The organism is Nocardia sp. NBC_00403, assembly GCF_036046055.1.
In the GTDB taxonomy this organism is placed as follows: Bacteria; Actinomycetota; Actinomycetes; order Mycobacteriales; family Mycobacteriaceae; genus Nocardia.
The window spans coordinates 528,149-552,692 of record NZ_CP107939.1 but is presented as its reverse complement, the minus strand read 5'-3'; the positions used below and the strand labels follow the sequence as shown (position 1 = coordinate 552,692).

Annotated in this window: 25 protein-coding genes; 18 read left to right on the top strand and 7 right to left on the bottom strand. The window is 66.7% G+C overall.

Annotated features, from left to right (window positions below; translation table 11 throughout):
• Positions 1 to 76 precede the first annotated feature (76 nt).
• Complete coding sequence (locus OHQ90_RS02395; RefSeq protein ID WP_328406922.1) at positions 77 to 799, top strand: NUDIX hydrolase; 723 nt, start codon at positions 77 to 79, stop codon at positions 797 to 799.
• Here OHQ90_RS02395 and OHQ90_RS39305 read toward each other — a convergent pair.
• Positions 774 to 1,130: an antibiotic biosynthesis monooxygenase gene (locus tag OHQ90_RS39305; protein ID WP_442941299.1), complete on the bottom strand. Its 357-nt coding sequence runs from the start codon at positions 1,128 to 1,130 to the stop codon at positions 774 to 776. The two genes, OHQ90_RS02395 and OHQ90_RS39305, sit on opposite strands and share 26 nt — an antisense overlap.
• A complete protein-coding gene (thiE, locus tag OHQ90_RS02390) occupies positions 1,075 to 1,773 on the bottom strand; it encodes a thiamine phosphate synthase (protein WP_328406921.1) in 699 nt (232 codons plus the stop codon). The genes OHQ90_RS39305 and thiE overlap by 56 nt, the downstream gene beginning before the upstream one ends.
• Before the next feature lie 56 nt (positions 1,774 to 1,829).
• Between thiE and thiO the strand changes: the two genes are divergently transcribed.
• From thiO to OHQ90_RS02360, 6 genes are all read left to right on the top strand, one after another.
• The gene (gene thiO / locus OHQ90_RS02385) at positions 1,830 to 2,927 is read left to right on the top strand and encodes a glycine oxidase ThiO (RefSeq protein ID WP_328406920.1); all 1,098 of its coding nucleotides are present in this window, start codon (positions 1,830 to 1,832) and stop codon (positions 2,925 to 2,927) included.
• Positions 2,924 to 3,142, top strand: a complete 219-nt coding sequence (thiS, locus tag OHQ90_RS02380) for a sulfur carrier protein ThiS (protein WP_328406919.1) — start codon at positions 2,924 to 2,926, stop codon at positions 3,140 to 3,142. The genes thiO and thiS overlap by 4 nt, the downstream gene beginning before the upstream one ends.
• The gene (locus OHQ90_RS02375) at positions 3,135 to 3,890 is read left to right on the top strand and encodes a thiazole synthase (protein ID WP_328406918.1); all 756 of its coding nucleotides are present in this window, start codon (positions 3,135 to 3,137) and stop codon (positions 3,888 to 3,890) included. Before thiS ends, OHQ90_RS02375 begins: the two co-directional genes overlap by 8 nt.
• Before the next feature lie 105 nt (positions 3,891 to 3,995).
• Positions 3,996 to 4,940, top strand: coding sequence for an ABC transporter ATP-binding protein (locus tag OHQ90_RS02370; RefSeq protein WP_328406917.1), 945 nt, complete (start codon positions 3,996 to 3,998; stop codon positions 4,938 to 4,940).
• Positions 4,940 to 5,701: an ABC transporter permease gene (locus tag OHQ90_RS02365; RefSeq protein ID WP_328406916.1), complete on the top strand. Its 762-nt coding sequence runs from the start codon at positions 4,940 to 4,942 to the stop codon at positions 5,699 to 5,701. The genes OHQ90_RS02370 and OHQ90_RS02365 overlap by 1 nt, the downstream gene beginning before the upstream one ends.
• 379 nt (positions 5,702 to 6,080) lie before the next feature.
• Complete coding sequence (locus OHQ90_RS02360; RefSeq protein WP_442941298.1) at positions 6,081 to 6,995, top strand: adenylate/guanylate cyclase domain-containing protein; 915 nt, start codon at positions 6,081 to 6,083, stop codon at positions 6,993 to 6,995.
• A gap of 211 nt (positions 6,996 to 7,206) precedes the next feature.
• Here the strand turns inward: OHQ90_RS02360 and OHQ90_RS02355 are convergent, their stop codons facing one another.
• The 4 genes from OHQ90_RS02355 to OHQ90_RS02340 form a co-directional block, all read right to left on the bottom strand.
• Positions 7,207 to 7,995, bottom strand: coding sequence for a CPBP family intramembrane glutamic endopeptidase (locus OHQ90_RS02355; protein ID WP_328406915.1), 789 nt, complete (start codon positions 7,993 to 7,995; stop codon positions 7,207 to 7,209).
• 448 nt (positions 7,996 to 8,443) lie between these two features.
• The gene (locus OHQ90_RS02350; protein WP_328406914.1) at positions 8,444 to 9,226 is read right to left on the bottom strand and encodes a MerR family transcriptional regulator; all 783 of its coding nucleotides are present in this window, start codon (positions 9,224 to 9,226) and stop codon (positions 8,444 to 8,446) included.
• 4 nt (positions 9,227 to 9,230) lie between these two features.
• Complete coding sequence (locus tag OHQ90_RS02345) at positions 9,231 to 10,049, bottom strand: alpha/beta fold hydrolase (protein WP_328406913.1); 819 nt, start codon at positions 10,047 to 10,049, stop codon at positions 9,231 to 9,233.
• A gap of 522 nt (positions 10,050 to 10,571) precedes the next feature.
• Positions 10,572 to 10,715, bottom strand: a complete 144-nt coding sequence (locus OHQ90_RS02340; RefSeq protein ID WP_328406912.1) for a hypothetical protein — start codon at positions 10,713 to 10,715, stop codon at positions 10,572 to 10,574.
• Positions 10,716 to 10,891: 176 nt separating this feature from the next.
• On the opposite strand from OHQ90_RS02340, the gene OHQ90_RS02335 reads away from it, so the two are divergent.
• The 7 genes from OHQ90_RS02335 (at position 10,892) to OHQ90_RS02305 (ending at position 20,324) form a co-directional block, all read left to right on the top strand.
• Positions 10,892 to 12,607, top strand: a complete 1,716-nt coding sequence (locus OHQ90_RS02335; RefSeq protein WP_328406911.1) for an acyclic terpene utilization AtuA family protein — start codon at positions 10,892 to 10,894, stop codon at positions 12,605 to 12,607.
• Positions 12,608 to 12,686: 79 nt separating this feature from the next.
• Positions 12,687 to 13,835: an acyl-CoA dehydrogenase family protein gene (locus OHQ90_RS02330; protein ID WP_328412475.1), complete on the top strand. Its 1,149-nt coding sequence runs from the start codon at positions 12,687 to 12,689 to the stop codon at positions 13,833 to 13,835.
• Positions 13,832 to 15,430, top strand: a complete 1,599-nt coding sequence (locus tag OHQ90_RS02325) for an acyl-CoA carboxylase subunit beta (RefSeq protein ID WP_328406910.1) — start codon at positions 13,832 to 13,834, stop codon at positions 15,428 to 15,430. Before OHQ90_RS02330 ends, OHQ90_RS02325 begins: the two co-directional genes overlap by 4 nt.
• 8 nt (positions 15,431 to 15,438) lie before the next feature.
• On the top strand, positions 15,439 to 17,442 hold the full coding sequence (locus OHQ90_RS02320; RefSeq protein ID WP_328406909.1) for an acetyl/propionyl/methylcrotonyl-CoA carboxylase subunit alpha: 2,004 nt from the start codon (positions 15,439 to 15,441) through the stop codon (positions 17,440 to 17,442).
• 145 nt (positions 17,443 to 17,587) lie between these two features.
• Positions 17,588 to 18,748 carry an acyl-CoA dehydrogenase family protein gene (locus tag OHQ90_RS02315; protein ID WP_328406908.1) on the top strand — a complete coding sequence of 387 codons (1,161 nt, stop codon included), beginning with the start codon at positions 17,588 to 17,590 and terminating at the stop codon, positions 18,746 to 18,748.
• Between the two features lie 174 nt (positions 18,749 to 18,922).
• A complete protein-coding gene (locus tag OHQ90_RS02310) occupies positions 18,923 to 19,705 on the top strand; it encodes an enoyl-CoA hydratase family protein (protein ID WP_328406907.1) in 783 nt (260 codons plus the stop codon).
• A gap of 4 nt (positions 19,706 to 19,709) precedes the next feature.
• A complete protein-coding gene (locus tag OHQ90_RS02305) occupies positions 19,710 to 20,324 on the top strand; it encodes a TetR/AcrR family transcriptional regulator (protein ID WP_328406906.1) in 615 nt (204 codons plus the stop codon).
• A gap of 25 nt (positions 20,325 to 20,349) precedes the next feature.
• Here the strand turns inward: OHQ90_RS02305 and OHQ90_RS02300 are convergent, their stop codons facing one another.
• A complete protein-coding gene (locus OHQ90_RS02300) occupies positions 20,350 to 21,378 on the bottom strand; it encodes a hypothetical protein (RefSeq protein WP_328406905.1) in 1,029 nt (342 codons plus the stop codon).
• A 297-nt stretch (positions 21,379 to 21,675) separates the two neighbouring features.
• Here OHQ90_RS02300 and OHQ90_RS02295 point away from each other — a divergent pair, with 297 nt between their 5' ends.
• The 4 genes from OHQ90_RS02295 to OHQ90_RS02280 all read left to right on the top strand — a co-directional run bounded on the left by OHQ90_RS02295 (position 21,676) and on the right by OHQ90_RS02280 (position 24,455).
• Positions 21,676 to 21,936 carry a hypothetical protein gene (locus OHQ90_RS02295; RefSeq protein ID WP_328406904.1) on the top strand — a complete coding sequence of 87 codons (261 nt, stop codon included), beginning with the start codon at positions 21,676 to 21,678 and terminating at the stop codon, positions 21,934 to 21,936.
• Between the two features lie 118 nt (positions 21,937 to 22,054).
• Positions 22,055 to 22,234 carry a hypothetical protein gene (locus OHQ90_RS02290; protein ID WP_328406903.1) on the top strand — a complete coding sequence of 60 codons (180 nt, stop codon included), beginning with the start codon at positions 22,055 to 22,057 and terminating at the stop codon, positions 22,232 to 22,234.
• A complete protein-coding gene (locus tag OHQ90_RS02285; protein ID WP_328406902.1) occupies positions 22,231 to 23,259 on the top strand; it encodes a hypothetical protein in 1,029 nt (342 codons plus the stop codon). Before OHQ90_RS02290 ends, OHQ90_RS02285 begins: the two co-directional genes overlap by 4 nt.
• A 413-nt stretch (positions 23,260 to 23,672) precedes the next feature.
• Positions 23,673 to 24,455: an SDR family oxidoreductase gene (locus OHQ90_RS02280; RefSeq protein WP_328406901.1), complete on the top strand. Its 783-nt coding sequence runs from the start codon at positions 23,673 to 23,675 to the stop codon at positions 24,453 to 24,455.
• The last annotated feature ends 89 nt before the right edge of the window (positions 24,456 to 24,544 follow it).

The following is a 24,544-nucleotide window of genomic DNA, read 5'->3' as shown; positions in this document are numbered from 1 at the left end:
GGAGTTTATTGTGGTCTTACCGGTGCCGTGGCGTGTGAAACACCCCTGCCACGGCTGGATGAGGATGGTTTGGCAGATGCGTGGTGACGGCGACGGTTGGTCGGATGACCCCGACGGCTTGCGGCACTGGGGCCGCTTCGGCGCGGCCGGCCTGCTGCTGCGCGCTCCGCTGGCCGGCGGTGGTTCCGCGGTGTTGCTGCAGCATCGCGCGCTGTGGAGTCATCAGGGCGGCACCTGGGCGTTGCCGGGCGGCGCGCGCGACAGCCACGAGACGCCCGTGCACGCCGCAGTACGCGAGGCATGGGAGGAGGCGGGCATCGATCCCGCCGACGTCCGGGTGCGCGGGGAGCGGGTCACAGCCACCTCATCGAGCGGCTGGACCTACACGACCGTGGTCGCCGATGCCGTGATGACTCTGCCGACCAGCCGCAACCGCGAGAGCACCGCGTTGGCCTGGGTGCCGGAAGACGAGGTCGACGCCCGTCCGCTGCACCCCGGCTTCGCCGCCTCCTGGCCGTCGCTGCGTGCCGCGCCCGCTCGCGTCTGCTTGGACGATGTAGTTGACGCCCCCGCCGTTGCGGCCGCGCTACCGCGCACCGTCGATTTGGCCGACGAAGGGTTCCTCTGGCTGCATTCGGATCCGGATGGCCCCGGTGGTTACGCCAGAATCGTCGACCCGGCCGTGGTTGCCGCGCGCGAAGCCGGCGCTAGGGCGGCAGCATCGGATTCGACCCCGGTCGCCGATACCGGGATGCCCGACCCGGTCCTTTCGCTCACCCGAGTCCAAGTCGTGTCCTAGTCGGCGCTGGGTGTCCAGCCCTATTCGACTCGGGCTGCGAGCTGGTAAATGCCGCTCGCGCGTCGCACATCGCCCGGCAGGCTCCTATTCGCGCAGCGTATTCCGCGTGCTGCTGCCAGGCCGACCTGGCGGCGGGGCTCGACCACGACGCGAACGACACGAAGTGCCGTGGGTTCTCGAGGTCGTGGATCAGCGAAGCTGCGACGAAACCAGGTGCGGTGCTCTTGGTCCTCGCGGACCGAAGTCGACGGGATGTCGGGCTGGTGCGCTGCGGCCTACGCGTTTTCGAGCAGCGCGGCCTTGAGTTCTCGGGCCGCGGCCTCCGGATCACGGGCCTCGGTGATCGCTCGCACCACGACAATGCGGTCGGCCCCGGCTGCCAGCAGCTCCGGCAAGCGAGCGCCGTCCACACCGCCGATCGCGAACCAGGGCCGGGTCGGGTGGGCGTCGGCGGTGGAGCGCACCAGATCCAGTCCGGCGGCCTGGCGGCCGGGTTTGGTCGGGGTCGTCCACACCGGACCGGTGCAGAAGTAATCGATGTGCTCGTCGATCGCGGCAAGTCCGGCCTGCGCGCGATTGTGGGTGGAGCGCCCGATCACCACATCGGGTCCGAGGATGCGCCGGGCGTACCAGGGCGGCAGGTCGCCCTGTCCGAGGTGCAGCACATCGGCGCCGGACGCGAGTGCGATATCGGCGCGGTCGTTCACCGCGAACAACGCACCGTGTCTGCGGGCCGCGGCCTTGAGTTCGGCGAGCGCGCCGAGCTCGGCCTTGGCCTCCATCGGACCGAACTTCGCCTCGCCGGGCGAGCCCTTGTCTCTGAGCTGAATGATGTCGACGCCGCCCGCGAGGGCGGCTTCGGCGAACTTGGCCAGATCGCCCTTCTCCCGGCGAGCGTCGGTGCAGAGATAGAGCCGCGCGGTTGCCAGACGCTCCCTGGGCGGTAGGGACCGGTTGGGGTGGGAGGGTTGCACGCCCTCGACCGTAGCCGCGCTACCGTGGGGATGCGAATAGAAGGCAGGTGGAACGGATGCGGACTTTGGCTGTCGTCGGTGGCGGCGCCATCGGACTCGCCGTGGCCTGGCGGGCCGCACAGGCTGGCTGGACGGTCACAAACTTCGACCCCGCCGTTGGATCCGGCGCCTCATGGGTTGCGGGGGGCATGCTGGCACCGCTGTCGGAAGGCTGGCCGGGGGAGGATCGCGTCCTCGAATTCGGCGCCGCCTCACTGGCCCGCTGGCCGGATTTCGCCGGGCGGGTCGAGGCCGCCACCGGAGTGCATGTCTTCGTCGCCGATGAGACATTGACCGTCGCGCTCGATGGAGCCGATGCCGCTGACCTGCGTACGGTGGCCGACTGGGTGGGTGGTCGCGGTAACGAGCTGCACCTGCTGGATCGGGCAGGCGTGCGTGCGTGCGAGCCGGCACTGGCCCGCACGGTGCGTGCCGGTCTGCTCGCACCCGCCGAGCCCGCCATCGACAACCGGCGGCTGCTCGATGCTTTGCGGCAGGCCTGCGTGGCCGAGGGGGTCGAGTTCCGCGCCGAATCGGTCGCCGCACTCGACGCACTACCGCACGATCAGATCGTGCTCGCGGCGGGCGCGGCCTCCGCAGGCTTGTGGCCGCAGCTACCGGTCCGTCCCGTCAAGGGGGAGATCCTGCGCCTACGGCATCGGCCTGGCGCGACACCCCCGCCGACGCGGGTGATCCGCGCCCGCGTGCACGGCAGGCCGGTCTATCTGGTGCCGCGCGCGGACGGAATCGTTGTCGGCGCAACACAATACGAGGCAGGCTTCGACACCGCGGTGACCGTGGCCGGTGTCCGTGACCTGATCGCGGACGCCGAGGCGGTGCTGCCCGGCATCGGCGAGTACGAATTGGCCGAGGCCAGTGCGGGTTCGCGGCCGGGCACCCCGGACAATCTGCCGCTGATCGGCCGGCTCACCGACCGGATCGTCGCCGCGACCGGACACGGCCGCAACGGCATGCTCGCCGTCCCACTCACCGCCGACGCGGTGCTGAGCCTGCTCGACGGCACAGTGCTCGCGGCAGCGGAAGCCGCCGATCCGCAACGCTTTTCGGCGCCCGGTGCGCCGTCTCTATCGTCGTCCGCAGGAGGAATTCGATGACCGCGACGTCAATCCCCATCGGTGTCACCGTGAACGGCGCCGACCACGAGTTCGCCGAAGCACTGACCGTGCGTGAGCTGCTCGACCGACTCGGGCTGCCTAATCAGGGCGTCGCGCTCGCGGTGGACGGTGCGGTGTTCCCGAAGTCCCGCTGGGGCGAGCCGGTCGGGCGCGGCTGGCAGATCGAGGTGCTCACGGCGGTCCAGGGTGGCTGACGCACTGGAGATCGCGGGCAAGCAGTTCGGCTCCCGGCTGATCATGGGCACCGGCGGCGCGGACAACCTCGCCGTACTCGAGGAGGCATTGCTCGCCTCCGGTACCGAACTCACCACGGTCGCGATGCGCCGCGTGGACGCCGTCGGCGGCACGGGGGTGCTCGATTTGCTGAAGCGCCTGGACATTACGGCGCTGCCCAATACGGCGGGCTGTCGCACTGCCGCCGAAGCAGTGCTCACCGCACAGCTGGCCGCCGAGGCGCTCGACACCAACTGGGTCAAGCTGGAGGTGATCGCCGACGAGCGAACCCTGCTTCCCGACCCCATCGAATTGCTCACCGCCGCAGAACAACTGGTCGATGCGGGTTTCGTGGTGCTGCCCTACACCACAGACGACCCCATCCTGGCCCGCAGACTGGAAGACGCGGGCTGCGCCGCGGTCATGCCGCTCGGCGCCCCGATCGGCACCGGCCTCGGTATCGGCAACCCGCACAACATCGAGATGATCGTGGCCGGGGCTGGGGTTCCCGTCATCCTCGACGCGGGCATCGGCACCGCGAGCGACGCCGCCCTCGCCATGGAACTCGGCTGCTCGGCCGTCCTGCTCGCCACCGCTGTGACGAGGGCCCAACGCCCCGCGCTGATGGCCGCCGCCATGGCGGACGCTGTCCGCGCGGGTCATCTGGCTCGCCGGGCCGGCCGCATCCCCAAGCGCTTCTGGGCTCAGGCGTCCTCGCCCGCGCTCTAGGGGAACATCCGCAGACCCCTCGGGGTGGAGATCATCCTCGAGGATGATCCGACGCGACACTTTCTGGTGACGCGCTCGGCCCGTTTTTGCGGAATGCTGGTACTCATGATCGAGCTGAGGGGCCTGACCAAGCACTACGGGCAGACCGTCGCGGTTCAGGATCTGTCCTTCACCGTCCGACCCGGACAGGTGACAGGCTTCCTTGGACCCAACGGCGCAGGTAAATCGACCACTATGCGGATGATCCTCGGGCTGGACAAGCCCACCGCGGGAACCGCACTGATCAACGGAAAGCCGTACCACGATCTCGACCATCCGCTGCGCGCCGTCGGCGCGCTGCTGGATGCGAAGTGGGTGCATCCGAATCGTTCGGCGCGCGCGCACCTGCAGTGGATGGCCGCCTCCAACGACATCGCGTCCTCCCGCGTCGACGAGGTGTTGCGCCTGGTCGGCCTGTCCGAGGTGGCGGGCAAGACCGCGGGTGGCTTCTCGCTCGGCATGTCGCAGCGGCTCGGCCTGGCGGGCGCACTGCTCGGCGATCCGCAGGTGCTGCTGTTCGACGAGCCGGTCAACGGCCTCGATCCCGAGGGCATTCTCTGGATCCGCCGGTTCATGCAGCGGCTCGCCGCGGAGGGCCGCACCGTGCTGGTGTCGAGCCACCTGCTCTCGGAGATGGCGCAGACCGCCGAGCACCTGGTCGTGATCGGCAAGGGTCAGTTGATCTCCGATACGACCACCCAGGAATTCATCGAACGCGCCTCGGAAGCATCGGTGCGGGTGCGCAGCCCACAGCTCGAACAGCTGCGCAGCGTGCTCACCTCCAACGGCATGACCGTGCGCGAAGACGGTGAGAGCACCGACGGTCCCGCCCTGGTCGTGGCGGGCGTGACCAGCGACGACGTCGGCAAGCTCGCGGGTTCGAACGACATCACGTTGTTCGAACTCGCGCCGCAGCGGGCCTCGCTGGAAGAGGCATTCATGCGGATGACCGGCGGCGCGGTGCAGTACCACGGCGAAGGCTTCGATCAGGTGATGGGAGGTGCGCTCTGATGGGCGTGCTGGCAGCAGAACGAATCAAGCTCACCTCCACCAGGTCGCCCTGGTGGTGCTCGGCCATCATCGTGATCCTCGGCATCGGATTGTCGGCGCTGTTCGCGCTGGTCGTGCGTTCCGCGGGTGACAATCCCGACCAGGGGACGCCGACGCTGGACATCGGCACCGCGACCGCGGGCGTCACCGGATTCGGCATCATGGTCCTGATGATCATGGCCGCGTTGACGGTGACCAGCGAATATCGCTTCGGCGTCATCCGGACGACGTTCCAGGCCGTACCCCATCGGACGAAGGTCCTGGTGACCAAGACCGCGCTGGTCGGCGGCTTCGGGGCCGTGCTCACCACGATCATCGCGCTGATCGCCATTGCGGTCGCCAAGGTGGTCGGCGGCTCGAAGGCGGCCGCCGATATCGTGCTCGAGGACCATTGGCGCTCGGTGTACGGCATTCCGATCTACGCGTTCTTCGCCGTCGCGCTCGCCATCGGCATCGGTGTGCTCGTTCGGCAGTCGGCCGCGGCGATCTCCCTGGTTGTGTTGTGGTCCTTGCTGATCGAGCCGCTGCTCAGCGCCTTCGGCAGCTTCGGCCGCAATGTCGCGCCGTTCCTGCCCTTCCAGAACATCACGCGCTTCGTGAGCTCCTCGGAGTCCACCGCGAACTGGCACTGGGGCGTATGGGGCAGCCTGGCCTACTTCATTGCTTTCGTGGCGATCATCTTCGGCGCGGCGCTGGTCGCGGTGAACCAGCGCGACGCCTGATCATGGAGCTACCCGAGTAGCCCTCCCTCGCCACTCGGGTGTGGGGTGCGCGTGACCTTGTCGGGAGGAATCGCGCGCTCTTTTTCACCGCCTGCCACTGCCCGGTGGACGGTGCGATCGCCGGTCCGGTGTGTGAATCCCCTTCCACATCGGACCGGCGATCTCGTTTCCGACGGCTGTCGACCGAGTGTGAACATCGCGGAAACTGTGAAATAGGTCGCTTCCTTCTGCAATCCACGCTAGGTAGCATCGGCCCCAGCAACTATCACGTTATCTATCGGCGGCCCCAATGTTGTGCCCGCTCCGTCTGATCGTGAGGTGGCACATGGTGATAATGAGTAACCCGCCGACGGTAGGTCGGCTGAGATACGCTCGGGGCGTGAGCGAAACACCTTCCGGCGGTGCTGAGCCCGGGTCGACGCCGGAGGAGACCGGCGGCATTCCATCCGAGGTAGCCATACCGCTGGTGCCTGTCGACGCGGACGGTTCGCCTCGTCGGGGTTCGGGGCTTCGCAGGGGGCAGCTTTCCGCACTGATGAATGCGGCGAATCAGCGACCGGATCTGATCGGCGCGCTGCGCAAGGCGCGTGAGCAGCTGCCAGGTGATCCGGCTTTCGGTGACCCACTGTCGGTTTCGGGTCCCGGCGGCGCTCGCGCGGTCGCCCGCGCCGCGGACAAATTGGTCGGTGACGAACCGAGCGCGGCCCGTGAGATCGGCTTCGGCGCGCTGCAGGTCTGGCAGGCCATGTTGGAGCGAGTCGGCCGCGGTAAAGGTAGCCAAGAGGTAACTGTAATGTTCACCGATCTGGTGGCGTTCTCCAGTTGGTCGCTGTCGGCGGGCGATGAAGCAACCCTCGAACTCCTGCGGGTGGTAGCCAAGGCCATCGAGCCGCCGATCGCCGACCGAGGCGGTCAGGTCGTCAAGCGCATGGGCGACGGCGTGATGGCCGTGTTCACCTCGGCCGACCGTGCGGTGCGCGCCGCGACCCAGGCCAAACGCAATCTGGCCGAGGTCGAGGTTCGCGGCTACCGGCCGCAGATGCGCGTCGGGCTGCACACCGGTTCACCGCGGGAGATCGGTGGGGACTGGCTCGGTGTGGACGTCACCATCGCCGCGCGAGTGATGGAAGCGGGTGGCAACGGCAACATGATGTTGTCGGAGGCGACGCTGGATTCGCTTCGGCCGGAGACGTTGGAGGAATTGGGGTACACGGTCAAGCCTTATCGGCGGAGTTTTTTTGCGGCACCGTTGAGTGGGGTGCCTGAGGACTTGCGGATCTTCCGGCTGAGTTGAATTGGCTGCCCTGTGTTTTGGCGGCGCCTGCGTGTGGCTGACCACCGTATCTGGCAACTGATCACGCTATCTGGCACTGCTGAGCGTGGTGGTCTGCCGCCCGCGGTCGAGCGCGGCGACCTCGCGTACGGCCTCGGCGACGGGTGGGGCACAGTTATCGGTTCACGATCGCCGAGATGACGTGCGGCTTCGGCTGGCGACGTGCCGAGTCTTAGATGAGGTTCAGCGCAAGGGCGATGGTGCCGAGCGTCGCCACGATCGAGGTCACGCCGACGTGCATCCCGATCGACAGCCGGATGTCCTTCTCCCGCCAGGCGAACCAGAACCCCGGGAACGTGAAGATCACCCGCGACACGAACACCCACGGCGACCAGAAGTGGTAGAGCGCGAACAAGACCGTGCTGAGCACCGGCGCCCAGCGGCCCAGGTGGGAGAGGCGGGGCAGCAGGAAACCGCGGAAGTACAGCTCCTCGATGAGAGGGAGGGAGATTCCGGTCAGCGGAAGGCATATCACCAGCGTGGTGAGCATGACCGAGTGCGAGTATCCGTCGAGGTATGTGTTGTTGCCGCTGCCGCCTGTGTCCGCGTACGGGAGCCATGTGAAGAAGTCTTTGAAGAAGTTGTTCAACGGTGCCAGCGCAAACCCCAGCACCAACATCCACAAGATGAGCCCGATGACCATCGCCACAAGCTTCCCGCGCGAGACCGGCTTGTCGGTGTAGTGCAGCACGCCGCGCAGCGAGAAGCGGCCGTTGTGCTTGCGGCCCAGCCACAGCAGCCCCAACTGGACCGGTATCAGAACCAGGCACAGCGCGATCGCCCAGCCCGCGAAGGCCGGAAAACCGATGGCGGCGACGAATGGCTCTCCGATGAGCAGGTAGGCGGCGACGATCAGGGCGCCGGGGACAAGATGCAAAGCGACCGATAGTGGCAGGGAGTGACGGTCGTCCAGCAGCCGCTTGACTATTCCGTTCGGTCGAGTGTCTTCGAAGGCGCGCATGACAAGAATTCCTCGAACAGTTCGTGAATGGGTGCGTGAAGTGAATCGGAAAGTGCCCACCCAGCCGGGCAGAACTCGGCGGACAGGACATCGATGAGATTCTCGGCCGGGTGGTTGAAGTCGCCGTTCGCGTTCGTGACGATGGTCTGCCGACCGTCTCGGGTGCCGAAGCCCCAGGTCCAGCCACTGAGCGGTGTTCATGGGCAAGCGTCGACGACGGTGTCGGTACGGTCCGAGGCAATCACCGTGAGGCCACCGGAAGGTACGTCGACGGTGACGGCGATCGGTTCCGGTATCTCGAACGTGGGCATGGCTGTACTCCGTCAGTGTGAGAAATGGATTCGGTGTGAATCGGGGCGGCGGGGTCAGCGGACCCAGCCGGTGAGCTGCTGGCGGCTGATGCGAGCCCGGTTGCCGGGCAGCTGGACGTTGGCGGAGATCTTCTCCGTCAGTTGGAGTTTCCGGGGATATCGATGCCGGCGGAGCGGAGCTTGGTCGCGAAGAGCGCGGACAGCCGGGTCGCGGCCGGTGTCTGCGCTGCGCCGTACTGGCGGATCAGCGTGTATCGGGTCGCGGCCTCGGTGCGGGCTTGCATGCCGGTCACGATTTTCAGCTGTGCGGGGTTGGCGAGGAAGTGGTCGGCCGCGGCGGTGGCGAGTTCCTCGATGCGGGGGTCGTCCGGTTCCCAGGCCGTGGCCTCCTCCGCGCGCTTACTCAAGGCGACGAACCGGGTGTCCTGCAGGGCGTGCTCGACATGGGTGAGGTAGTCGTCGAAGCCCTCCGGGACCAGTGCCCTGGCCAACACCAGGCCCTCCCGGTAGGTCGCCGCCTCGTCCGCGGTGAAGCCGAGGCCGGGCATCCGCTTCAGCAGCGCCACAGCGCGGTCGGGCAGCAGAGCCCGGTCGCCATCGGCGAGCCGGTGCAGCGTGTCACGCTGCGCGATCAACTCCTCGATCCGTTCGGTGAGGAGCCGCTCGACGTCGGCGAGCGCGGCGGCGAACAATGCGGCATCTGTGTCGAGCAGGGGCCCGATCTCGGCCAGTGGCACCCCGGCGGCGGCCAGCGTCCGGACCTGCACCAGCCGCGACAGGTCGGCCGATCCGTACCGCCGGTAACCGGAGCTGTCGCGTTCCGGCTCCTCGACCAGGCCGAGCTTGTGGTAGTGCCGCACCGTCTTCACCGTGACGCCGACGAATGCCGCCGCCTGCCCGATCGTGACACCGTTGATCATCTGCTCAGCCAACCTCGCGGCCGAGGGCGGTGACAAGCTCGCGAACCGCGTCGGCGACGGCGGGGGAGTCCTTGGCCAGGATCTTTTCGTGGTTGCTGGCGACCTTCGCGCTCACCGTCAAGTTCGGGTTGCGAGCCAGCAGCGGATCGAGGGTCGCGCGCGCCTGGTCCATCTCACCACCCGCGTCGCCCGTGTGGTCGCCCGAGGCGACCACGTACCGGACCGGAACGGTCAGACCCTCGAGGATCGGGCCGAGGGCGGCGTGGAGTGCGTGGGCCTCGATGGCGATCTCGGCGTGCTGGGCGGCGGACATCCGTGCGGCCAGGCCCAGCGGGACCACCAGCGGCAGCACAAACCGCAACCGGCGAAACAGCTTGCGGACCCGCTCCAGGTCGGCCTCGTCAGTCCAACCGACCGGGAACGGGCCGTCGACCCCGACCACGCCCGCAACCCGGTCCGGGTTTCGGTCGGCCCAGTACACCCCCAGCAGCGCACCGTAGGACCAGCCCACCAGCAGCGGCCGATCCACCCCTCTGGCTTTCAGGACGGCATCGAGATCCCGGACGGCGGCCTCGAAGGAGTAGTCCGCTGACCGCTTCGATTTGCCGCGGGCCCGCTCGTCGTAGGTGATGTGCCGGTAGCCGGGGCCCAGGTCGGCGATGACACGCTGCCAGTGCTTCTGGCTGGCGTAGGAACCGTTCAGATAGACCAGGGGGGTACCTGTCCCGCCGGTGTCGGTGACGGCCAGCGCGGTGTCTTCCACCGGCACCATGCCGGTCCAGGCCGTGTTGTTCGAGTTGCGCGAGTGCGAAGAAGTAGGCATGCGATGAGCGTGCACCTTGACCTCGGGTCAAGGTCAAGCGTGCGAACTCCCGCGGTTTCGCTGCCCGGACCACCCACTAATCCCCGACTAGCAGCTACCACGTCACAGGGGCTTGAACAGCGAGGATTGACCGAAGCGGTCCTCGACGGCCAGCGGGTGTCGGTACCGCCGGCAGCGCGGGGATGTCGGTGCCGCTGATGGTTTCGGTGTTGGCGTCGAGGTCGATGCACAGCAGGTGCGACAGCTCGGAGTTCACCAGCCCGCTGAACAGAGCCTCGAGACGGGCCGCGAACTCGAGTGCTGGGTCTCGTTGCGCTCGGCAGGTGTCATCGTGCCGAGTGGGTGCGTTGGTAGGGATTGTCGCGGCCGTGTTGGATACGCCTGCTTGCGTGCGGTGGCTGTGGGAGGCTCGCTGCGGGGTGGGGTTGACGGTGATGCTTGCGACGTTGTTGGGTGCGCTTGTGCTTGTGAGGCGTGGGGTGGTTGTGAACGCTGATCGCAAGGTTGGTGGGGGTTGATGCTCTAGCTCATCCAGGCGATCGCGCCCGCCGCCGCCAGGGCAGCGCATACGCCCAGTGCGATCGACAGGGGGCGGAGGGTCTTCCAGGTGGAGTAGGCGCCGCCGAGGAGGAATCCGGCGAGTGCGAGTAGCAGGATGGAGGACACGGCGGGGAGCTTAATCGCAGGTTGCGGGGGTTCAGGTGGGTGTGTGCGATTAACAAGCACGCGTGCTTGCTTTTTTCTTTATCGGATGTGATGCTGGTCTCTGGTACGCGGACTTCACCGGTGCGGCAATGCGGCGGCGCCGGGACGGTTCGCCGCAGAGGAGGGCCTCCCAGCTGATGCGTATGCTGGCCGCCGATTCGGATGTGATCCGGATCGGCAACTGTTCCGGGTTCTACGGTGATCGGCTCAGTGCTATGCGCGAGATGCTCGAAGGCGGGCAGCTCGATGTGCTCACCGGTGACTATCTCGCCGAACTGACCATGCTGATCCTCGGCCGTGACCGGATGAAGGATCCGAGCCTCGGCTACGCCAAGACGTTTGTGCGGCAGATCGAGGACTGCCTCGGGCTCGCGCTCGAGCGCAACGTCCAGATCGTCACGAATGCGGGCGGCCTCAACCCGGCCGGGCTCGCGGCGAAACTGCGCAAGGTCGCCGCGGATCTGGGTCTGGATGCCAAGGTCGCCCATGTCGAGGGTGACGACCTGCTCGGGAGGGCGGATGAACTCGGCCTCGGTGCGCCACTGACCGCCAATGCCTACCTCGGCGCCTGGGGCATCGTCGAATGCCTGAACGCGGGCGCGGATATCGTGGTCACCGGACGGGTCACCGACGCCTCGGTGATCGTCGGCCCGGCCGCCGCCCACTTCGGTTGGGGGCGAACCGATTACGACCAGCTGGCCGGTGCGGTCGTCGCGGGTCATGTCATCGAATGCAGTACCCAGGCCACCGGCGGCAATTTCGCATTCTTCAAGGAACTGGCCGATCTCGGCCGCCCGGGGTTCCCGATCGCCGAGGTGCGCGGGGACGGCAGCAGCGTCATCACCAAGCATCACGGCACCGGCGGCGCGGTCACTGTGGATACCGTCGAGGCGCAGCTGATGTACGAGATCCAGGGCGCGCGCTATGCGGGACCGGATGTCACCGCGCGACTGGACACCATCCGGCTCGACCAGGCCGGCCCCGACCGCGTGCAGATCAGCGGCGTGACCGGTGAAGCGCCACCGCCGCAGCTCAAGGTCTCGCTCAACACGCTCGGCGGCTTCCGCAACGAGATGGAGTTCATCCTCACCGGGCTGGATATCGAGGCGAAAGCCGAACTGGCGCAACGCCAGCTGGAGTCCTGGCTGCCCGTACGGCCCGCCGAACTGAGCTGGACGCTGGCTCGCCTCGACCGGCCGGACGCCGACACCGAGGAGCAGGCCAGCGCGCTGCTGCGCTGCGTGGTTCGTGATCCCGACCCCAACAAGGTCGGCCGTGGCTTCTCCAACGTGGCGGTCGAGCTGGCGCTGGCCAGCTACCCGGGCACCAGCTTCACCAGCCTGCCCGGCAACGGTTCCCCGTACGGGGTGTACACACCGGGATTCGTCGATGCCACCGAGGTGCCGCACGCGGCGGTGCTGCCGGAGGGCACCCGGGTCGAGATCGCGCCCGCGTCGGACACGCTGGAACTGGCCGACGTTGCCGAACCCGAACTTCCACAACCGTTGCCCGCCGGCGAAACCCGCCGGGAACCACTCGGCACGATCGCACTGGCGCGCAGCGGCGACAAGGGCGGCAACGCCAATATCGGCGTCTGGGTGCGCACCGACGACCAATGGCGGTGGCTCGTGCACACGCTCACTGTGGAGCGGATCAAGGAGTTGCTGCCCGAAGCCGCCGCGCTGACCGTCACCCGGCACGTACTGCCGAATCTGCGCGCCGTGAACTTCATCATCGAAGGTCTGCTCGGGAAGGGCGTGGCCTACCAGGCCCGATTCGACCCGCAGGCCAAGGGGCTCGGCGAATGGCTGCGCTCGCGTCATATCGATATCCCAGTGGAGCTGTTGCCATGAGTGAGCACTACGCGCCGAGCGCACACCCGTCTCGAGCCGTCGAAAGAAAGCGGGAGGTGACGGGGCTGTGAGTGCTGCCGTGAGCCCGTGGAACACCCCCGAGCGGCGCGAATTGCGCGCCACCGTACGCGGTTTCGCCGAGCGCGAGGTCCTCCCGTATCTCGACGACTGGGAGCGCAACGGCGAGATCCCGCGCGAATTGCACCAGAAGGCGGGCGAGCTCGGCCTGCTCGGCATCCAATTCCCCGAATCCGTGGGCGGTTCCGGCGGTGACGGCATCGACGCGATGATCGTCTGCGAGGAGTTGCACCAGGCCGGCGGTTCCGGCGGCCTGTTCGCCTCGCTGTTCACCTGCGGCATCGCGGTACCGCACATCGTCGCCTCCGGTAACGAAGACCTGATCGAACGCTTCGCGCGCCCGACGCTGGCCGGGGCGAAGATCGGCTCGCTTGCCATCACCGAGCCGGGCGGCGGCTCCGACGTCGGCCACCTCACCACCACCGCACGCCGCGACGGCGACCACTACATCGTCAACGGCGCGAAGACCTACATCACTTCGGGCGTCCGCGCCGACTTCGTTGTCACCGCGGTGCGCACGGGTGGCCCTGGCGCCGCTGGGATTTCACTGCTCGTGGTGGAGAAGGGCACACCGGGGTTCACGGTCAGCCGCAAGCTGGAGAAGATGGGCTGGCTCGCCTCCGACACCGCTGAGCTGTCCTACGTGGATGTGCGGGTGCCGGTGGAGAATCTGGTCGGCGCCGAGAACTCCGGCTTCTATCAGATCGCGGGTGCGTTCGTCAGCGAGCGCGTCGGCCTTGCGGTGCAGGCATATTCGCAGGCCCAGCGCTGCTTGGACCTCACCCTGGAATGGGTGCGCAACCGGGAGACCTTCGGCCGCCCGCTGATCAGCAGGCAGTCGGTGCAGAACACGGTGACCGAAATGGCGCGCCGCATCGACGTGGCCAGGGTCTACACCCGAGATGTGGCCCAGCGCAGCGCGAACGGCGAAACCGATCTGATCGCCGAGGTGTGCTTCGCCAAGAACACCGCCGTCGAGGCGGGCGAGTGGGTGGCCAACCAAGCCGTGCAGCTGTTCGGTGGGCTGGGCTACATGCGCGAATCCGAGGTGGAACGTCAGTACCGCGATATCCGCATCATCGGCATCGGCGGCGGCACCACCGAAATCCTGACCGGTCTGGCGGCGAAACGATTGGGGTACCAGTCTTGACGACACTACGCACCACCCTCGACACCGGATCGCCGGAGTACACGGCGGCCGCCGAGGCGATGACCGCCAAGCTCACCGAGGTGGAGGCCGAGTTCGCCAAGGCGATCGCCGGCGGCGGCCCGGACAAGCTGGCCAGGCATCGTAAGCGCGGCAAGATGACCGCGCGCGAACGCATCGAGCTGCTCCTCGATGAGGACTCCCCGTTCCTGGAGCTGTGTGCGCTCGCCGGATGGGGCAGCGAATTCCACGTCGGCGCGAGCACTATCGCCGGCATCGGCATCGTCGAGGGTGTCGAGTGCATGATCGTCGCGCCCGACCCGACCGTGCGCGGCGGCACCTCCAATCCGTGGACGCTGCGAAAGACGTTGCGCATCAACGACATCGTGCGCGAGAACCGGCTGCCGGTGATCTCGCTGGTCGAATCCGGTGGCGCAGACCTGCCGACGCAGAAGGAAGTCTTCGTGCCCGGCGGCCGGATGTTCCGCGACCTCACCCAGGCCTCTGCCGCGGGTATCCCCACCATTGCACTGGTTTTCGGAAACTCGACCGCCGGTGGCGCCTACATCCCCGGCATGTCCGACCACGTGGTGATGATCAAGGAGCGCTCCAAGGTGTTCCTCGGCGGGCCGCCGCTGGTCAAGATGGCCACCGGTGAGGAGTCCGATGACGAGTCGCTCGGCGGCGCGGACATGCACGCGCGGGTCTCGGGTCTCGCGGACTACTACGCGCTCGACGAGCAGGACGCGATCCGCATCGGACGCGCCATCGTCAAGCGGCTCAACTGGAAAAAGCAGGGGCCCGCACCGCGTGCCGCGGTGATCGATCCGCTCTACGACCCGGCCGATCTGCTCGGCATCGTCCCGCCGGATCTGAAGATTCCGTTCGATCCGCGCGAGGTGATCGCCCGCATTGTCGACGGCTCCGACTTCGACGAGTTCAAGCCGCTCTACGGCAGCAGCCTGGTCACCGGCTGGGCCGAGCTGCACGGCTATCCGGTCGGCATCCTCGCCAACGCGCGCGGCGTGCTCTTCTCCGAGGAATCGCAGAAGGCCACCCAGTTCATCCAGCTGGCCAACAAGTCGAACACGCCACTGCTGTTCCTGCACAACACCACCGGCTACATGGTCGGCAAGGAGTACGAGCAGAAGGGCATCATCAAGCACGGCGCGATGATGATCAATGCCGTCTCCAACTCGAAGGTCCCGCACATCTCGGTGCTGATGGGCTCCTCCTACGGTGCGGGGCACTACGGCATGTGCGGGCGTGCCTACGATCCGCGCTTCGTCTTCGCCTGGCCGAGTGCGAAATCCGCTGTCATGGGCGGAGCGCAGCTGGCGGGCGTGATCTCCATCGTCGGCCGCGCCGCCGCGGAGGCGAAGGGGCTGCCGTTCGACGAGAACGCCGACGCCGGGATGCGCGCCATGATCGAGGCCCAGATCGAGGCCGAGTCGCTGGCGATGTTCATGTCCGGTCGGCTCTACGACGACGGTGTCATCGATCCCCGCGATACCCGCACGGTGTTGGGAATGTCCTTGTCGGCCATTCACAACGCTCCGATCAAGGGCGCCGATGGCTTCGGCGTCTTCCGAATGTGAGGCCCGCGATGCAGATCACGAATGTCTTGGTTGCCAACCGCGGCGAGATCGCGCGGCGCGTGTTCGCCACCTGCCGCAGCATGGGTATCGGCACGGTCGCGGTCTACTCCGACGCGGATGCCGCCGCACCGCATGTCGCCGAGGCCGACGCCGCGGTGCGGCTGCCGGGTAACACCCCCGCGGAAACCTATCTGCGCAGTGAGCTCATCATCGAGGCCGCGTTGGCCACCGGCGCGGACGCCATCCACCCCGGCTACGGATTCCTCTCCGAGAACGCCGAATTCGCGCGTACCGTGCTGGCCGCCGGGCTCGTCTGGATCGGGCCGCCCGTCGAAGCCATCGAACAGATGGGTTCGAAGGTCGCCGCCAAGAAGATGATGGATGTCGCAGGCGTGCCCGTGCTCGCCGAACTCGATCCCGCCGAGGTCACCGAGCAGCACCTGCCGGTGCTCATCAAGGCGTCCGCGGGTGGCGGCGGTCGCGGGATGCGCGTGGTGCGCGCCCTCGCCGAGCTGGAGCCGCAGATCGCTGCGGCGCGCCGCGAAGCCGAGTCCGCGTTCGGTGATCCCACCGTGTTCTGTGAGCGGTATCTCGAAACGGGCAGGCACATCGAAGTGCAGGTCATGGCGGACACCCAGGGCACCATCTGGGCGGTCGGTGAGCGCGAATGCTCCATTCAGCGTCGCCATCAGAAGGTGATCGAGGAGGCTCCCTCCCCGTTGGTCGAACGGACCGAGGGAATGCGGGAGCGGCTGTTCGAGGCGGCCCGTCTTGCCGCGGGCGCGATCGGATACACCGGTGCGGGCACCGTGGAGTTCCTGGCCGACGAGGCGGGCGAGTTCTTCTTCCTGGAGATGAATACCCGGCTGCAGGTGGAACATCCGGTCACCGAATGCACCACCGGACTGGATCTCGTGCGATCGCAGCTGGAGGTCGCGGCGGGCGGTGAGCTCGCCGCGTCGGCTCCCGCGATGCGCGGATACTCGATCGAGGTCCGGCTGTACGCCGAGGATCCCGCACACGACTGGCAGCCGCAGAGTGGCACTGTGCACCGCATCGACATCCCTTCGGTGACAACCGAATTCGGTGTTCTCGATCGACCGGGTGTGCGCCTGGACACCGGTGTCGTCGACGGCTCGGTCGTCGGTGTGCACTACGACCCGATGCTGGCCAAGGTCATCTCCTACGCCGACACTCGCGCCGAGGCCGCGCGGCTGCTGGCTACGGCATTGCACCGCGCGAAGATTCACGGTCTGGTGACCAACCGCGATCTGCTGGTGCGCGTGCTGCGGCACCAGGCTTTCCTCGCCGGTGACACCGATACCGCGTTCTTCACCACCCATGGACTGGAGGCGCTCTCCGCGCCCTTGGCGTCCGAGGCCGACGAAGCGCTGTCGATCGTCGCGGCCGCGCTGGCTGATGCGGCAGCCAATCGTCGCTCCGCACGGGTCGGCGGCGGTTTTCCCGCGGGCTGGCGCAACCTGCCCTCGCAATCGCAGCGCAAGTCCTACGAGAGCCGGACCACCGGCATCCACGACATCGGCTACCTCTGCACCCGCGACGGCGTGACGGTGGACGGTCACGACGGTCTCGAACTGGTCGAGGCAACACCGGATCGGGTCGTGCTGGCGGTGCCCGGCGAACGTGGCCTCGTGCGTAGGCAATTCGCGGTCGCGCGCTACGGCGACCTGGTGTGCATCGATTCGCCGTTGGGCCCGGTGAGCGTGCGCAGGCTGCCGCGTTTCAGCGACCCGGCAGACCAGGTGGCCACCGGTTCGCTGCTCGCGCCGATGCCGGGCAGCGTGATTCGGCTCGGTGCGGAGGTCGGCAGCCTGGTGGAACAGGGCCAGCCGATCCTGTGGCTGGAGGCGATGAAGATGGAGCACACCATCTCCGCCCCGGCCGCCGGGGTGCTCAGCGCCCTGAACGTCGCGGTCGGCCAGCAGGTCGATGTGGGCGCCGTGCTCGCCGTCGTGGATCCAGTCGACGAAGACAACCAGGAGGCCCGATGAGAAGTCATCGCGCAGCGATCATCGAGGCCGACCGGGTGCGGGTTTACCGCATGACAAAGGAGATTTGAATGAGAGAGCGAAGCGAACGAATCATGTGCCAGTGTGCGGAACGCATGCCGGAGCCGAGCGTCAGCGAGGCGGAGGCATGAGCTTCATCGAAACCGAAGAGCAGAAGGCGCTGCGGGCGGCGGTCGCCGCGCTCGCGTCGAAGTACAACTACCGCGACTACGTGCTCCCGAAGGCGCGCAAGAACGAGCCGCTCACCGAATTGTGGGACGAGGCAGGCAAACTCGGCTTCCTCGGGGTGAATTTGCCGGAGGAGTACGGCGGCGGTGGCGCGGGCATGTACGAGCTGTCGCTGGTGATGGAGGAGCTCGCCGCCCAGGGCGCGGGTCTGCTGCTGATGGTGGTGTCACCGGCCATCTGCGGCACCATTATCAGCAAGTTCGGCACCGACGCGCAGAAGCAGGAATGGCTGACCAAGCTCGCCGACGGCAGCGGCAAGATGGTCTTCGGCATCACCGAACCGGATGCCGGGTCGAACTCGCACCAGATCACCACCACCGCGCGCCGCGACGGCGAGGACTGGATCCTCAACGGCCGCAAGATCTTCATCTCCGGTGTGGACCAGGCCGAGGCGGTGCTCATCGTGTCGCGCACCGAGGACCACAAGACCGGCAAGCTCAAGCCCGCGCTGTTCATCGTGCCTACCGATGCCGAAGGCTTCCAGAAGACGCCGCAGGAAATGGACATCATCGAGCCGGACCACCAGTTCACGCTGTTCCTCGATGACGTGCGGCTGCCCGCGACCGCTCTGGTCGGCAGGGAGGACGCGGCGCTGATGCAGCTGTTCTCCGGCCTCAACCCGGAGCGCATCATGGGTGCTGCGATGGCCGTGGGCATGGGCCGCTACGCCATCGAGCGGGCGGTCGAATACGCCAAGGAACGCACGGTGTGGAAGTCGCCGATCGGTGCGCACCAAGGCATTTCGCATCCGCTGGCCCAGGTGAAGGTCGAGCTGGAGCTGGCCAAGCTGATGATGCAGAAGGCCGCGACGCTCTACGACGCGGGCGACGAGATGGGCGCGGCCGAGGCCGCGAACATGGCGAAATACGCTGCGGCAGAGGCGAGTATCAAGGCGCTCGACCAGGCCATCCAGACCCATGGTGGTGCGGGACTGACCAAGGAGTACGGCCTCGCCGCCATGCTCGCCGCAGCGCGGATCGGCCGTATCGCGCCGGTCAGTCGCGAAATGATCCTGAACTTCGTCGCCCAGCACTCCCTGGGCCTGCCGAAGTCCTACTGATATCCGTGCCCATGTCGTCCCGACCGACGTCGCCTTCCAGAGCGGTTTCGTGGATCCCGGCCAGTGCCGGGATCCACGGAATGCCTCGGCCTGCGCGATATGACCGGGCCTCGAAAGCTGCCGGGGCGGCGGGCACCGCGTGACGGGCAGCATCTCAGAGACACAGGAGACTCGATGACCGAGACATCCACCGCGCCGTACGTGCGCTACGAGGTCCGTGACGGCTTCGCGGTACTCACGCTCGATTCACCGCACAACCGCAACGCGCTGTCCTCGAAGCTGGTCGCCGAGCTGCTGAAGGGCCTCGACGACGCGGCGGCCGATCCGGCGGTGCGGGGAATCGTGCTCGCCCACACCGGCAATACCTTCTGCGCGGGTGCCGACCTGACCGAGGCGAGCAACGTCGATCCGGCCGTGGCCGCCGACGAGCGCACCCGGGTGATGATCGGTGTGCTGCGCGGAATCGTCGAAATTCCGAAACCGGTGATCGCGCAGATCGACGGCAATGTGCGTGCCGGTGGTATGGGCATCGTCGCCGCCTGCGACATCGTGGTCGCTGGGCCCGGCAGTAGTTTCGCCCTCACCGAGGTGCGAATCGGGCTGGCGCCGTTCATGATTTCGCTGACCCTGCTGCCGAGGCTCAGCCCACGCGCGGCCGGCCGCTACTACCTCACCGGTGAGAAGTTCGGTGCCGAGGTCGCCGAGCAGATCGGTTTGGTCACCGTCACCGCCGCGGATCCGGCGGCCGAGGTGGCGCGGCTGTCCGCGGAGCTGCGCAAGGGGTCCCCGCAGGGCCTCGCCGAGGCCAAGCGGCTGGTGAACGCGGCAATCCTGGCCGAGTTCGATGTGTCGGCCGAGGAGCTCGCCAAACGTTCCGCGAGCTTCTTCGGAACCCCTGAGGTGCGCGAGGGCATGACGGCCTTCCTGCAGCGCCGCCCACCGAGCTGGGCAGAATAAGCCCATGGCGACACCCCACGAACCCAAGCAGGACCGCAGCCGGGCCACCCGGCAGCGGCTGCTGGAGGCGACCATCGACTGCCTTGCCGAAACCGGCTGGGTCGCCGCCACCGTCGCGGTCGTTGCCGAACGGGCCGGGGTGTCGCGTGGTGCGGCACAGCACCATTTTCCGACCCGGGAAGACCTGATCACCGCCGCACTCGAGTACATGTTCGACACCCGGACCGACCAGGCTCGAGCGGAAGCCGAGACGGTCGCCGCCGTCGCCGACGGCGTCGCCCGCACCGAAGCCGTGGTCGCCGGTCTGGTCGAGTCCTACACGAGTCCGCTGTTCAAAGCCGCACTTCAGGTGTGGACCCACGCCGCGGCCGACCCGGCCCTGCGCGAGCGAATCGTCCCTCTGGAAGCCAAATTCGGCCGTATCTCCCACCGCCGCGCGGTGGCGGCCCTCGGCGTCGACGACACCGACCCCGTCGCCCACCACCTGGTGCAGGCAACCCTCGACCTGGCCCGCGGCCTGGGCCTGGCCGACGTCCTCACCGACGACTCCGCGCGCCGCAAGGAAATCGTCCATCAGTGGGCGGCCACCCTGCATGCCGCCCTGAACGCGCCCCGCTGACCCAGGCCGACCAGCTAATTCAGATCTACCTCTCGGCGGGCCGCACATGCGCGAACCAGGTGGCGCACTCCGTCGGGCTCAGTGCCCGATCCAGCTCGAGCTCCGCGAGCATGCTCGGGAAGTACCGCAGCGCCGGGAAATGATGTGGATACGGCATCTCGTCGAGCACCAGCAATCGGGCGCCGTCGATGACCGGGATATCGGACGGTGTGCCCTCGTTCCAGATCCGTGTCCCGTCGGGGGCGTGGAACAGGAATGAGACGACGGTCGGTACTCGGCCGTCGCTATCGCGCGAGACCGCGACCGCCTCGGCCGACGGCGACTCTCCGGCGAGATGTCCGCCACCGATGAGTGCGTCGCCGAGCAACGTCTGCAGTTGGAAGTTGTCGGCGATCCCGCTCATGCGCAGCCGGTAGCCGGTGCCGGTGTCACGGTCCAGGGCTATCAGCGGCTCGTCGTCCAATACCAGCAACGCGTAGTCGATGTCCTTGCCGTCCGAGCCGGAAGCCTCGAGATAAGCCTGATAACGCTGTGTCAGCAGCTCGCGGATGGGGCCGAGGCCCTGGCGAACCGCCTTGCGCTGCAGCATGGACAGCGATGCCGTCACCCACGGCGACAGCGTCAACCAGGACAGGGTGGCCTGGGGACCGAACGTCTCGAACATCAGCCCCAATAGTTCGCTCTCCTCGTCGATATCCTCGGGGTCCGGCAGTTCCAGGTCCTTGATGGCTGACACCTGCTCGATCAATTCCATTGCGCCATCCAGTACTTCCGCGAGATTCGCGAGCACCGGGGGCGCGCACGAGACCGGGTCGGCGCCGACCTCGACGCAGTAGCCGATCATGACCGCGATATCCGCTCGGCCGCCGAGCGGTACATCCTCCAGCACGGCGGCCAGCCGGGGACCAGCCTGTGTCAGCGCCGCCGGATTCGCGTCGCCGACCAGGTGGCGCAGTTCGCCGTGCGCCTGCGCGATTTCCGCCGGCTCGTCTCCTCGCACCGCACGCTCGAACTCCGCGACGGCATTTAGCAATTGATCGTTTTCCACAGTCACCCCGAGCACGCTATCGACCCAAATTCCGCTTGTCGACCAGCGCAAGGTACTGCTGTGCACAGTATTTCGAGGAATCCGCGGCTCAGGCAACCAGTCTGGTTTCGTCCCAACATCTTCGGCGGTGGTTGTTAGTGAATGTCGATGGCACTGGGTGTGTCGGGGGAGTTGTTCACCAATTCCGACGGCACCCGTGATTACCCTGTGGCAGAATGTCGGTCGCGACGGAGGAGCGTGCTGGTGGCCGGTTTGTCGAGGGTGGAGCTGTATGCGGCGATCCGCCGAGATTTTTGTGCGGCTGTGTCGAGGCGGGTGTTGCAACGCAAGTACCGGGTGGGGTGGCGGACGTTGGCGTCGACGTGGCCGCGGAAGGCGTATCCGCAGCGGGGCAATGGGTTGGATCCGTTCAAGCCGTTCATCGACGAGATGCTGCGGGCGGACCTGAGCGCGCCACGCAAGCAACGGCATACGATCACCTGCGTCTATCGCCGGCCACTCGACGAGCACGACATGACGGGGGTGTCGTACCAGCGGGGTGCGCGCGTATGTCGCCGAGCGTAAACCGCAGATCCGCGGCAAGGCCGGGCAGGCATCGGCGAGGGTTCTCGGCCGCTGCCGTCGGTCGAGGTCTATGACCAGCTGCTGCGGCTGAAACCCCCAGCGAGAGGATGACATTGCGATGACCACGTCCCGCCGCCACGGGCTGACCGAGCAGGCCGCCGACGCCGCGGTCGATACCGCCTTGCAGATGCTTCGTCTGCTCACGATCCGCTCCCAGTTCGACGATTTGGTCGGGATCGCCGAACGTGAGCAACAGAGTTACCGCGGGTTTTTGGCCGCATCAATGGTAGGAGAATGAGGAAACTCAGCGCTGTCTGCACAGCCATCAAGGATATTTTGAGCAGAGAAATCCCAAGAGGTGCGCATTCTGTAACGGAATGCTGGCGAGATGTCACGCGGACCGTCAAGGGGGGTCTACGAGAAATCGAGGAAAAGGACGGTGATATTTCTCTCGAAGTGGACAATCGCAACCACGAAGGGGATCGGAACAGTCCATCCGGAAGTGTTCAGAGACTGGCTGGTGACAGTCAGGATCGCACCCCGCATCGGGTGGCGCGAGCTGGATCCGGCGACAGTATCTTCGTTGGGGTAGTCCACCGTACGGACCCCACTGATCCCCAATCGAAGGCTTTCGGCAAACTCGTCAACGACTGGCTCGACCGTACGAAAGGCCGCAACCGTACATTCCGCATCGAAGGCATGGTTCGGGAGCCGGGTCCCACGGAGGCGGCTTCTCTGGCCGCTGGCGGAGACACTGTTCGCCTGGCGTATCTGGCCCACAAGCATGGCGTTCCCATTGAATCGCTGGAGGAAAATTTTCATGATCAAGCGCTTTGGCTGATCAGAGAAAAGGGGCACGAGCCGGAGGTGGTCTTCACTTATTACGTCTTGCGTCGGATACCGCAGGCACTTCGTGCGCAGGAGGGTTATCGACCGGAAATGGAAGAGCATCTGCGGGAAACTATGAAAATGCATTCCACTTTTCTGTCGGACGATGTTGACAGGCGAGAAGTACTTAAGCGAACAATGGAAAGGCTTTATCCGGAGAGGAAGAAATCTCCATTCGAATGGGATGCGTCAGACGAAGACCGGTTGTTGCGGGAAACGGCGGACCCGGCGGCAGGTGGGTCGGTGGAGACTCCGGTCCAACAGGTCGCGGCGGATGCCCATGATCGCAGACGGGCGCATGCGGCACAGTTGATGCGCGAGGATATGGCTGAAGGGAAGGAGGTCTTCGGGATATTCGGCGAACCTCACTTCGACAAAATGGCTCGAATGATGAATTTTCCGGAACGGAATGTTACCGCGCTCGAAGACGTATGAATCTATGCCATCGTTCTGGGAGGACGCATCAGCACATACCCAGCGATGATGAAAACGCGGACACAGCAACGGCATTCGATGATCAGGATTCGACAACCATGATCATCACATCAATTCAGGCGAAACCGGGGACCTCCCCGCACCCGTCACCTCCCCGATCCCGATCACAACTATCCCCGCAACGGTGGGTCCCGTGCCGTCAAATTCGCGAACGACACCCACACGGATCCCGTCGGCCGCCGTCCAGATTCACGAACAACCGCCGTCACAGTGTTTACGGACACAGCCAACCAGTCCCACCCTGATCACGGGCGACGCCGTTTCGTTCGATGTTCGTGGTGATGTCACACTCGCCCGGGCTGTGTCGTCCTCCCTGTGAACGCGGAACACCACAGCCGAACACAGGAGGAATCATGTCGAACACCAAGAAGATCGCAGTGGCCGGAGCGACCGGACGGCTGGGCCGCCACGTGGTGGATGTGCTGACCGAGCAGGGCCACGAGGTTGTCGCGTTCTCCCGGAAGAATGGGGTCGATATCGAGACCGGCGCGGGACTGGTCGAGGCGCTCGACGGGGTCGAGGTGGTCATCGACGCGTCCAGCACGCCGTCCCCCGACAAGGACATCGCGACGGAGTTCTTCCGTGCCGCTGCCAAGAACTTGCACGAGGCGGGGCAGAAGGCCGGCGTCGAGCGATTGGTCGTGGTGTCCATCATCGGCATCGATGGTTCCGTCGCGGGCTACAACGCCGCCAAGCTCGCCCATGAGGCGGCGCTGCTGGAAGGGCCGCTGCCGGTGCAGATCCTGCGGGCCGCGCAGTTCCACGAGCTGGTCGAGGTCATGACCCAGTGGGGAACCCAGGGCGAGGTGGCGTACCTGCCGAACATGCGCACCCAGCTGGTTGCCGCCCGCACGGTCGCGGAGGCCCTCGTCGAGCTGGCCGTCAACCCGGCACCGGAATCGACCGACGGACCGTTCCCCGAGGTCGCGGGCCCGCAGCCGGAGACGATGGCGGGCGCCGCCGCAACGCTGGCCGCCCGCGTCGGCCACCCGGCCCAGATCCAGGAGACCAGCGACTCGGCCAACCCGGACCGCGAGCAGTTCGAGAACGGCGGCCTGCTGCCCGGCGCGCACGCCGAGCTCGCGGGCCCCAGCTTCGCCGAATGGGTCGAGGCCAACTATGCGGCGGCCAACTGACGGCCGTAATACGCTCCACCCGAACATAATTCGCCCGGCGACGAGTCGCCGGGCGAATTATGTATCTGCTTGTCTACATCACGTATCAA